Source organism: Bavariicoccus seileri WCC 4188, assembly GCF_000421665.1.
GTDB lineage: Bacteria > Bacillota > Bacilli > Lactobacillales > Aerococcaceae > Bavariicoccus > Bavariicoccus seileri.
In genome coordinates, this window is the sequence record NZ_ATXL01000009.1 from 44864 (window position 1) to 56040 (window position 11177).

The following is an 11177-nucleotide window of genomic DNA, read 5'->3' on the forward strand; positions in this document are numbered from 1 at the left end:
ACTAACCATGCTATTCCGTCATATATTCTGACCCTGGCTACTATTGCTCCGTTATCGCTCAGTGCTATTTTCTGACTAAAAGAGCTGATAAATCTTCGAACCGAATGGAATCAATTCCCATTCAAATTGGCTTAACCATCTTGTTTTTGCAAGCAAAACCAGACCTATGCTCGCCCCAATTATGGCTTGTAACAATAGCACGCTGGCAGCAATAAATCGTGATTCTCCGATACCAAGTACGTTGAATACGTAGGGTATAGCTAAAGAACCCAGACTCATAGCCACTATAATGACGCCAAACCATAAGAGATTTCTTAGCTTTAGGGGCTTGGCTAGCGTTTTGAGTACAGGAATCAACACACTTATTGCAACAACTGAAACCACTAGAGTTGTTCCAATCGAACTGCCTAAAATTCCATATCGAGCTGTTAAAACACGATTTGTTGCTAGTTTCAGTAACAATCCTACAGACAAGGCCAGCATGGCAGGTCTAAATTGTTTCTTCCCTTGTTGGATAGCCTGACACGCAATCAAAATACCATATGGTAGCATCAGCAAAGCAAACCATCTCAGTTCAGTCGTTCCAGAGCGATCCTTGAACAGAAACTGATTCAATGCTGGCATCACTATAATGATTCCCACCGTAATAAACGTTGAGAAAATACCACAAACTTTTAAGAGAGATAAACTAATTTCATTAAAGCGATCGGTATCTCGTTCGACAAACCATTTTCTTAATAATGGCATATACGCAGTTGTGATACTTGTTGCAAATACGACCCCTGCTTGGACGATAGGTTGGCCTCGATCATAATATCCTTTCACAACTTTGGCGCTTGTGGCACTCATTCCATTGTCAAGTAACCCTTTATAAACAGTGAATGCATCTACTAATTGCAATAACACGAGAAAAGCCGCTAATAAAAGGTAGACAGACCCTTCATGGTAAAATCGTTTGACCAACGACCCTATGGTATGCCACTTGTTGTGTTCTCTCTCATTTGGTGAGGAACTGCTTTGTCTAGTCGTTTTATTTTGCCACTTCGGCTTAACACGTCTCAAATTAACGATGTTTCTCAGATCGACTCTGTCCAGATAGAAAACAAGCAAAACACCTAAAGCGACTAGGGCAGCTAGCCACGAACTGTTCATTAGAACACCAATGATATGATAGAGATCGCCAGTGATTGAAGTTGCAACGATCAAAATGATACTCACTCTAGCAAGTTGTTCCATTAATTGAGACCACGCTGTAGGTCTTAAATCAAAGTTAGCCTGAGATACTCCTCGTAAAATCACCAGACTTGGGATGAGAAGGAAAAACCAGCTCACAGACCGAATAATCGGTTGCAACAACTCATCTCCCATCCCCTGGGCAATAAAGTCGGCGCCCACATAAAGGCTCAAAAAGCCAAAAACACCCAGTATGCTAAACAATAGATAGGCTGACTTAATGACGCTTATCTTTTGCTCATCATCTTCCTGCTCTACTATAACTGATGCTAAAAAAACAGGTAGGCTAGTCAATGCCATTATTTGAGCAACTCCATAAATAGGGTAGATTTGTTGATAAATATAGAAGCCCTTATCACCCACACTATTTTGCAATGGAATTCGATAGATAGCACTCAAGACTTTAACGACAAACGAAATAATCGTGAGTGTCATCGCACCCTGGGTCAGATCATTCTTTTTCTTCATCGCTCTCACCACTTATAACAGACGCTGTTTCCTTTAAAAAAAGTTTGAGTTGCGTTAATAACTGATCAGGATAGAGTTTCTTTGGGTTAAATAAAATAATGAGTTTTTGCCCATCTTGGGTTACTTGTGCTTTCATTGTCGTAGCATTGAGACATTCAAATAGCTTCATACCGCCAACTTTTTGGCTTGCTTGATCAGTAAAAACAAGTCTAACGGTATCTGTTTGTTGCTTGATCTCAGTGATGCCACTCAAGATTGCCAAATATCTGATCAAGCCAATTTCCACTAAATTAGCCACAGCATCAGGAAACTCACCAAATCGATCGATCAAATCATCTTGTATCTCACGGTAATCACCTTCGGAAGCAATTTGTCTGATTCGTTTATAGAACTCTACCTTTTGGTGCTCATCTGCTAAATACTCATCTGGCAAGTACGCCTCCACCGAAAGGTCAATCTCGATATTTGCCAACGAATAGTCCGTTTTAACTTCTCCTTTACGTTTAGCGACTGCCTCATTTAGCATTTGAGTATACAAATCGTACCCGACTGAGTCGATAAATCCATGCTGTTGTTTTCCTAGCAGATTTCCTGCTCCACGAATAGCAAGATCTCGCATTGCAATTTTGAATCCTGAGCCGAGGTCTGTAAATTCTCGCATCGTTTGTAGTCTTTGCTCTCCAACCTCGGTAAGTGACTTATTAGGATTATACATCAGGTAGCTATAGGCTAAGCGGTTTGTCCGGCCGACACGTCCTCTCAACTGATAGAGTTGTGATAAACCAAAGCGGTCAGCTTGCTCAATAAACAAGGTGTTGACATTTGGCATGTCAACGCCCGTCTCAATAATAGTGGTTGTCACGATGGCATCCAAACGGCGTTCTAAGAAAGCCATCAACACATCTTCTAGTTCATGCTCTCCCATTTGACCATGGGCAATCCCAACATTAGCAGTAGGAACCAATTGTCTGATCATTTCAGCTTTTTGATGGATCGTCTCTACCCGATTTGAAAGATAGAAGACCTGTCCCCCACGAGCCATTTCACGCTCAATGCCATCTCTAATAACAATGGGATTTTGAGCCATTACATAGGTTTGGATTGGATAACGATTCGCTGGTGGCGTTTCAATCACTGAGAGATCACGCACACCAAGCATTGACATATGTAAAGTCCGCGGGATAGGTGTAGCTGTCAACGTCAATACATCTACTTGCGACCGTAATGATTTTAACCGTTCTTTATGTTTCACCCCAAACCGCTGTTCTTCATCAACGACTAATAGTCCAAGATCAAGAAATGACACATCCTTACTCAATAGCCGGTGTGTCCCAATCACAATATCGATGCTTCCTTTTCTTAGGCCTTCAATTGTTTCTTTTTGTTGAGCCTTGGTCCTGAACCGACTCAACAGTCCAATTTCAAATGGATAATCTCTGAAGCGGTCTGTAAATGTTTCAAAGTGTTGCTCCGCTAAAATCGTAGTTGGTACTAAGATAGCAGCTTGTTTACCGTCCATCAGACATTTGAAGATTGCCCGCATTGCAACCTCTGTTTTCCCGTAGCCAACATCACCGACTAATAAACGATCCATTGGCTGTTCCTTTTCCATATCAGCTTTGATCTCTCTAATACTTCTTAACTGGTCTTCTGTCTCTTGATAACCAAAAGCATTTTCAAAGTCTTGTTGCTCAGGTGTGTCTGGACTAAAGGCAAAACCCTTCTCAGCCTGTCTTTTGGCGTAGAGGTCAATCAAATCATCAGCAATATCTTCAATTTTTGCAGCAACTTTTGCTTTAGTTTTAGCCCAATCAGTGCCACCTAATTTGTTGATTTTAGGCACCTTCGCTTCTGAGGAAACGTATTTTTGAACAAGATTTAATTGATCAACCGGAACGAAAAGATTGCCCCCGTCCTTATAATTTATTGCTACATACTGTTTATGAATGCCACTTATTTCAAGTGTCTTAATTCCTTTATAGACCCCAATACCATGATTGACATGCACCACATAGTCGCCTTTTTTTAGCTCATTATAGCTTTTTAATCGTTCGGCGTTAGGAAGATTTTGGGATTGTTTTCGCCTCCGAGTCAACTTATTGAATAATTCTTTTTCTGTAATAACAGCCAATCGGTCAGACGGAAGCTCAAACCCACTACTTAATGGTTCAGCTACAATCTGCAATTGTCCCGTCGCAATCTCGCTTTTATCTGAATAAGCATAATCGATTGAAAAGCCATTTAGTGTTTGTTCTAATTTCTTTTGTTGCGTCTTGTCAGGAACACAGATGATCACGGTTGTTTCCCGTGCTGTCCATCGCTCTACTTCTTGTTTCAAGAGTGGCATTTGTGAGAAGAAAGGTGTCATTGGTCGATACTGAATATTTTCTATAGCGTCAAATTTAAGCCGTCCAAGACCTCTTTGGATAGCTGAAATAAAGGTTTGAGGATTAGGCAAGTCTAATAATGCTTGCTTACCATTAACGGTAAAACGCTGATTAGATAATACTTCTCCTAATACGACTTGTTCACTAATCCAAAGTGCGGCTTCTTCTTCATATCTCGCAATCGACTCATTGATACGGGCATAATCCTCTACAATCACTACGTTGGAACGATCAAAGTAAGCAGTTACGGGAACCAAGTGTTTGTAAAAATACTCAATATAGTAACGCGCATTGAGTGGCAGTTCACCTTGCGATAGCTGGTCAATAATAGCCTCAAAATGATCTGTTTGAGTAGTACGGACTTCTTCATCTTTGATCTTGCCAACACTACTCTTGAGATCCTTTTGTAAGGCAGTTGCGACAGCTTCAAATTGGTCTTTTGGGTATAGCCATTCATCAGCCGGCCAAATTGTTATGTCATCAATATTCTCACGTGATTGTTGGGTGTCTGCATCGAACAATCTAATTGAGTCGATCTCGGTATCAAAAAAGTCGATTCTCACAGGATTCTCACTAGTTAACGGAAAAACATCAACGATACTTCCACGTCTTGCATACTCTCCCGGACGACTAATCATCGTTTGAGGCTCATATCCCATGTTGACTAAATCAGTGACCAGGCTATCCAAACTACTGACTTCTTCGCCAACACTCAAATATCTGACATGATCGCGCCATATTTTAGGAGGTAATAACGGTTTTAATAGCCCACTGACCGGGACAAAGACAATCCCCTTTTTTTGCGTCAGCAATTGTGATAATGCTTGCAAGCGTTCCATCAATAAATCGTTTGAGGCAATAGCCATTTCAGCTGCTAATGTTTCCTCAGCTGAAAAGATAGTGGTCATCATATCATCTGATACCAATAGATCGCAAGATTCTTTCAATTGCGTCGCAGCCAATCGGTTAGGAGTGACCACAATGACCGGAGAATCGTCTTTATCTGCAAGACAAACAAGACTCAGCGCTTCCGCTGACCCCTGTAAACCTGTCATTAAATGTCGTTTAGGCTTGTTGGCTTGATCAAGCCATTTTTTGAGACTAGGAGCCTCGGAAATCGCCTTTAATATAGTTTTCATAATACCTTCCTTATTCACAACTGTATTATTTCTGACCAGCATAACCTGGTCAAGTCTTTCAAAAATAAGTGCATTTTGTTCTTTCTAAGTGATTTTTAGTTCTTACTTAGTGTTTTTTAGTTCTTTCTAAGAGATTTTTACGTGCTTTTTTAAAACAACAAACACAAAACAGCAACAGACGTCAAAAGCCACTAGCTTAAAAAAGCATAGTGGTATTAACGATGACGTCATTATGTTCTTGTACTCTTTTCATTGAATACATCTATATAAATACATTTATTACATACATCTATTGAATACATCTATTGAATACATCTATTGAATTAGAAACTTCTAATAGCGTGCTATTACAGTATACCTTATTCAAGGTGATTTGGGCATAGCGTTTAAAAATCATTTGCGCCTCATTCGAGCGTCTGCTTATACAGGATATCAAACGTATTACTTATGATTGAATCGAGACATCGTTTCAGCAAAGGTATGCCCTGCTATCCAATAATCGATGGCATCAACAGCTTCATCAATCGTTTGATCCAGTTTGATCTGTTCCTCTTTTGAAAACCCTGATAGCACGTGATTAATGACCGTGTGTCCTTTAATCGGATGACCAATTCCAATCTTGATGCGTTTGATTTCTGTCGTACCCAGACGGGCGATAATATGTTTCATCCCATTGTGTCCACCAGCAGATCCCTTGGTGCGTAATCTCAGAGATGCTACGTCGAGATCCATATCATCATAGACTACTAGCAGATCATCTATTGGGACTGTGTAATAATCAACAATCGCACTAACTGCGTCTCCGGATAGATTCATAAACGTTTGAGGTTTGACCACTAACAACTTCTCTGTACCTATAAAGGTTTCGGCATACTGTGATAGCTGTTTATCGATTGTCAAACGAACACCGTTCTTTGCTGCCCAACGATCAATTGTCATAAAACCAACATTATGCCTATTATTCTCGTATTTTTTCCCTGGGTTACCAAGACCCACTATCATCTTTACCATTTTATGCCACCTATCTGAAACCGTTTCACAACACTAGTACAGGCGTTTTATCTGTACTAGTCTCATGTTTAGTTTTCGTTGTATTATTCACTTGAATGCGCTTTACTATTTAAAGTCATATACAATTATTGTCCTACATTAGTCTACAAATAGCGACTAAAACGCTCAGCACGAAATCACTTACATAAATTTATTAGTGAAAAATTGTGCATTCTGCTTCGTTTACTGTTATAATGTGACTGTATTATTTTAACACAAATTGAGAGGAGAATTTCGTTATGGCTTATGTTCCAAAGAAAAATCAAAAAGTAATTTTAGTCGGTGATGGCGCTGTTGGATCTAGTTACGCTTTTGCATTAGTTTTAGAGGGAATAGCTCAAGAAGTTGGGATTATCGATATCGCGAAAGACAAGACTGAAGGGGATGCGATTGACCTTTCACATGCATTGGCATTCAATGCTCCTAAAAAAATCTACTCCGCAGACTATGCTGACTGTAAAGATGCTGATATCGTAACAATTACTGCAGGTGCAGCCCAAAAACCAGGTGAAACACGCTTGGATTTAGTTGGTAAAAACTTACGCATTTTCAAATCAATTATTTCAGATATCATGGCAAGTGGTTTTGATGGGATTTTCTTGATTGCATCTAACCCTGTCGATATTTTAACATATGCAACGTGGAAATTTTCTGGTTTACCTAAAGAACGTGTTATTGGATCAGGAACATCATTGGATACAGCTCGTTTCCGTCAAACTTTAGCTCAAATGATTGGCGTTGACGCTCGTAACGTCCACAGTTACATCATGGGTGAACATGGTGATACAGAATTCCCAGTTTGGTCTTTAGCTAACGTTGGTGGATTACCTATCCACGAATGGGTTGCACGTCACCCTGAAGTCGATGAAGAAGAAATGGTAAAATTATTCTTCAAGGTTCGTGACGCTGCTTATGAAATCATTGAAAAGAAAGGCGCTACTTTCTACGGAATCGCTGCTGCATTATCACGCATCACTCGTGCTATCTTCGATGATGAGCATGCTATACTACCACTTTCAGTATACCTTGACGGACAATATGATCAAGAAGACATCTATATTGGAGTACCAGCTGTTGTTGGACGTAATGGTATTACTCAAATTATCGACGTACCTCTAGCAGATTCTGAAAAAGAAAAAATGGCACATTCAGCTAAAGTATTGAAAGATACCCTGAACAAAGCATTCGCAGACCTAGAAGCCGAATAACTAAGGGTTTGTTCATGAAGTGTTCAGCTTTGAGAAATAAGGAAACCTATCTGAAAATAAGGTCTTGAATTTTCGAGATAGGGTGACTTATTTCCGAAAAAGCTACTTCAGGAACACCGACTATAAGGTTTGTTCAATAAGCGCTTAACTTCGAGCCATAAGGCAAGATAATCAGAGATGAATCAATGGGCTATGACAACAGTGATTGTCATAGCCCATTTTTGTGTCTTAAAAATATATTTTTTCTGTATCAACAACATATAGACGACCGGTATTACATGCATTACATACTTTTCCAATAGTGCTTACTCCACCAAAAGCACTTGCTTTAGTCATTATAATCACTTTGCTTATGGAGGATACATCTACTTCACTCTAGAGATACTCTAGGGAGAGTATTAATCGAACATTTTAAATTGTTCGGAGAATAAAGGACTAACAGACCGATTTTCATGAATTCGGCGAATGGCTTCTGCCATTAATGGAGCTACTGTAACTTGACGAAGTTTTTCAATATGTTTTTCTTCGCTAATTTGGATAGAATCTGTCACAATAACTTCTTTGATCACTGAACGTGTCAGGCGTTCTGGCGCAGGTCCAGAGAGAATAGCATGTGTGCAACAAACATAAACATCTTTTGCACCATAGTCTTTCAATGCTTGAGCTGCTAATGTTATTGTTCCAGCTGTATCGATCATATCATCTATGATGACACAATGTTTATCCTTGACGTCACCAATAATATTCATAACTTCTGCAACATTTGCTTTAGGGCGTCTTTTATCGATAATCGCAATTGGCGCCTTCAAGAATTCTGCTAATTTACGTGCTCTTGTCACGCCACCATGATCTGGAGACACGACTACGACATCGTCCTTATCAGCTTTTAATTCTTCATGCTCCAAAATATAATTAGCCAATAAAGGAGCTCCCATCAAGTGATCCACTGGCATATCGAAAAATCCTTGGATTTGAGCCGCATGTAGATCAAGTGTCAAGACTCGATTTGCACCTGCTGTCGTTATCATATTGGCAACCAATTTAGATGTGATTGGTTCTCTCGATTGTGCTTTACGGTCTTGTCTTGCGTAACCGTAGTAAGGAATCACCACGTTGATAGTCTTCGCTGAGGCCCTTCTCAAAGCATCAATCATAATCAACAATTCCATCAAGTTATCGTTAACAGGCGATGAAGTCGATTGTAGAATATAGACATGATCTCCCCGAATGCTTTCTTCGATATTGATCTTAATTTCGCCATCGCTAAATTTAGTTGATGATATCCTGCCTAACTCTACACCTAATTCTGTTGCGATTTTTTCCGCTAATGGGATATTTGAACTGAGTGCAAACAATTTTAGCTTAGGATCATCATAATGTTTTGTCATTTTCATCCTCCGTTATGGTCAATAGCTTTTCTCCATCCATTCTATCATTTTTTTATTTATGCGGTAGCCTATTTGCATATTTTTCTTTATTTTCTTGCCTAGCACGTGCAATTGCTAATGCTTTTTCAGGTACATCCTTCGTGATAACAGATCCCGCAGCTGTAAAAGCACCCTTTCCAATCGTGACAGGTGCGATAATCGAGGTATCACAACCTATGAAAGCACCATCTCCAACTGTTGAACGATGTTTATTGACGCCATCGTAATTCACAAAAATCGTGCCACATCCAATATTGATTTCTCGGCCTAGATCAGCATCTCCTACATAGGTCAAATGGCCCACCTTGGTGTCTTTGCCTACAGTGGCATTTTTAACTTCTACAAAGTTACCAACATGAACATTCTCACCAAGTGAGGCGTTCGTCCGTAAGTGCGCAAAAGGTCCACAATCACCACCGTTATCAAGCGTCGCCTGTTCAATCACAGATTGTGTCACAGTAACAGAATCCCCTATAGTACTGTCACTGATCCTTGATCCCGATGTGATAAGACAATCTGACCCGATCTTAGTCGTTCCCAATAGCGAGACATTTCCTTCAATCACCGTATCTGGACCAACTTCCACCTTAACATCCACATAAGTGGTTTGTGGATCGACCAGGGTCACCCCGTTGACCATTAGACGGTGATTGATGCGCTCTTGCATCACTTTTCTAGCTTTTGCTAATGCTACACGGTCATTGACACCAAGTCCCTCTCTAGCGTCAGGCATGGCATATCCGGCTACAACTTTCCCTTTTACTTTTAGCACTTCAATGATATCTGTCAAATAAAACTCGCCTTGAGCATTTTCATTGCCAATCGTTTCTAACGCTTCAAAAAGTTCTTTATTATCAAAGCAGTACGTTCCCGTGTTAACTTCTTTGATTGCCAGTTCAGTTGTCTCAGCATCTTTTTGTTCTACTATTCTTTCCAGTACGCCTTGCTCATTGCGGATGATGCGACCATAGCCAGTAGGATCTGGTTCTATACTAGTAAGGACAGTTGCCTTCGAATGGATCGATTCATGGTAAGTGATCAATTGTTGCAATGTATCATCGGTCAATAGAGGTGTATCACCACAAATCACCAATGTAGTGCCCTCTTTCCCCTCCAAAGCTCCTCTAGCCTGCATCACAGCATGAGCCGTCCCCAACTGCTCTTCTTGCAATGTATAAGAAACGCGATCTCCAAGCACTTCCTCAACCATCTCAGCACCATGACCAACTACCGTCACGATTTCGCTAACTCCCAAAGCTTCCAATTGATCAACCACGTGTTCGACCATTGCTTGACCACAAATAGGATGTAACACTTTGTATAGTTTTGATTTCATACGTGTTCCTTGTCCAGCTGCTAATACGATTGCAAATTTTTCCAAAATGTATTTCCTCCAAACTTCCGTAACACCACTAACTATTGACTCTCGCTCTCCAGACAAAAAATGATTCAGTTATTTTTCTGGATCAAACGCCCTCAAATCATCAAAAAAAGAGCCCAAACTAGTCCTTAGCACTCGTTTTCGTTCATCCAAAGCATCAATATGAACTAAGGCATCGATATCTCCAACTTGATCTCTATCATGGTTGCTCAACTCGCATAAGACACAGGTGCCAACCGTTTCTGCCTCGAATTCAGAGGCTAGGATTTGCATACCCTGCACTGTCCCACCGCCATTTAGAAAGTCATCAATGATTAGCACTCGGTCCCCTTTTTTAAGGCTCTTTTTGGATACTTCCATTTTTTCAACCCTATTTGTCCGATAAGATGGGTAATTAATACTAACTGTTGATCCTTCTGTAATTTTAGAATCTCGTCTCACAATCACAAATGGTACATTCAGATAGCGAGCAGCTGTTTGAGCAATCGGTATTCCCTTGGTCGCTACAGTTACCACTGCAGTAACTTGTTTGAAGGCATACTTACTAGCAATCAAATGACCTAGCTGCCTCAATAACTCAGGATCGACCAATACATCAGACAAATACATGAAGCCCCCCGGAAGTAAGCGAGAAGGATCAGCTAATTTCTCAACTAAATGATTCCCGACCTCTAATGCTTGACCTTTTGTTAGTAACGGGATAAAGCGGACCCCACCTGCAGCTCCTGAGTTTGTTTCAACCTTCCCAATACCTCGCTCAGCAAATGTCTTTTTTAGAATCACTAAATCTTCACTGATTGATGATTTAGCTGAGTGATATTTTTTGGTGAAGTAACTTAATGTAATCAATTGATGTGGGTGCTCCAACAAGTAATACACCATAT

7 protein-coding genes are annotated in these 11177 nt (G+C 40.3%); 1 reads left to right on the plus strand and 6 read right to left on the minus strand.

Annotated elements, in window-relative coordinates:
• Positions 1 to 75: 75 nt before the first annotated feature.
• The 3 genes from H541_RS0103365 to pth all read right to left on the minus strand — a co-directional run bounded on the left by H541_RS0103365 (position 76) and on the right by pth (position 6238).
• Positions 76 to 1701 carry a polysaccharide biosynthesis protein gene (locus H541_RS0103365; RefSeq protein ID WP_022795938.1) on the minus strand — a complete coding sequence of 542 codons (1626 nt, stop codon included), beginning with the start codon at positions 1699 to 1701 and terminating at the stop codon, positions 76 to 78.
• On the minus strand, positions 1685 to 5227 hold the full coding sequence (gene mfd, locus H541_RS0103370) for a transcription-repair coupling factor (protein ID WP_022795939.1): 3543 nt from the start codon (positions 5225 to 5227) through the stop codon (positions 1685 to 1687). The genes H541_RS0103365 and mfd overlap by 17 nt, the downstream gene beginning before the upstream one ends.
• Positions 5228 to 5668: 441 nt before the next feature.
• Positions 5669 to 6238, minus strand: a complete 570-nt coding sequence (gene pth, locus H541_RS0103375; protein ID WP_022795940.1) for an aminoacyl-tRNA hydrolase — start codon at positions 6236 to 6238, stop codon at positions 5669 to 5671.
• Between the two features lie 278 nt (positions 6239 to 6516).
• Between pth and H541_RS0103380 the strand changes: the two genes are divergently transcribed.
• Positions 6517 to 7485 (plus strand): L-lactate dehydrogenase, encoded by a 969-nt coding sequence (locus H541_RS0103380; protein ID WP_022795941.1) that lies wholly within the window; start codon positions 6517 to 6519, stop codon positions 7483 to 7485.
• A 398-nt stretch (positions 7486 to 7883) separates the two neighbouring features.
• On the opposite strand, the gene H541_RS0103385 is transcribed toward H541_RS0103380, so the two are convergent.
• The 3 genes from H541_RS0103385 to purR all read right to left on the minus strand — a co-directional run bounded on the left by H541_RS0103385 (position 7884) and on the right by purR (position 11175).
• Positions 7884 to 8873: a ribose-phosphate diphosphokinase gene (locus tag H541_RS0103385; RefSeq protein WP_022795942.1), complete on the minus strand. Its 990-nt coding sequence runs from the start codon at positions 8871 to 8873 to the stop codon at positions 7884 to 7886.
• Between the two features lie 52 nt (positions 8874 to 8925).
• A complete protein-coding gene (gene glmU / locus H541_RS0103390; RefSeq protein WP_026501586.1) occupies positions 8926 to 10296 on the minus strand; it encodes a bifunctional UDP-N-acetylglucosamine diphosphorylase/glucosamine-1-phosphate N-acetyltransferase GlmU in 1371 nt (456 codons plus the stop codon).
• A 69-nt stretch (positions 10297 to 10365) separates the two neighbouring features.
• Positions 10366 to 11175, minus strand: coding sequence for a pur operon repressor (gene purR / locus H541_RS0103395; protein ID WP_022795944.1), 810 nt, complete (start codon positions 11173 to 11175; stop codon positions 10366 to 10368).
• Positions 11176 to 11177: the final 2 nt, after the last annotated feature.

Excerpts from the sequence above, each read along its gene's own strand:
- mfd (WP_022795939.1), bottom strand. The coding sequence starts at position 5,227 with ATGAAAACTATATTAAAGGCGATTTCCGAGGCTCCTAGTCTCAAAAAA.
- H541_RS0103380 (WP_022795941.1), top strand. The coding sequence starts at position 6,517 with ATGGCTTATGTTCCAAAGAAAAATCAAAAAGTAATTTTAGTCGGTGAT.
- pth (WP_022795940.1), bottom strand. The coding sequence starts at position 6,238 with ATGGTAAAGATGATAGTGGGTCTTGGTAACCCAGGGAAAAAATACGAG.
- purR (WP_022795944.1), bottom strand. The coding sequence starts at position 11,175 with ATGGTGTATTACTTGTTGGAGCACCCACATCAATTGATTACATTAAGT.
- H541_RS0103365 (WP_022795938.1), bottom strand. The coding sequence starts at position 1,701 with ATGAAGAAAAAGAATGATCTGACCCAGGGTGCGATGACACTCACGATT.
- H541_RS0103385 (WP_022795942.1), bottom strand. The coding sequence starts at position 8,873 with ATGACAAAACATTATGATGATCCTAAGCTAAAATTGTTTGCACTCAGT.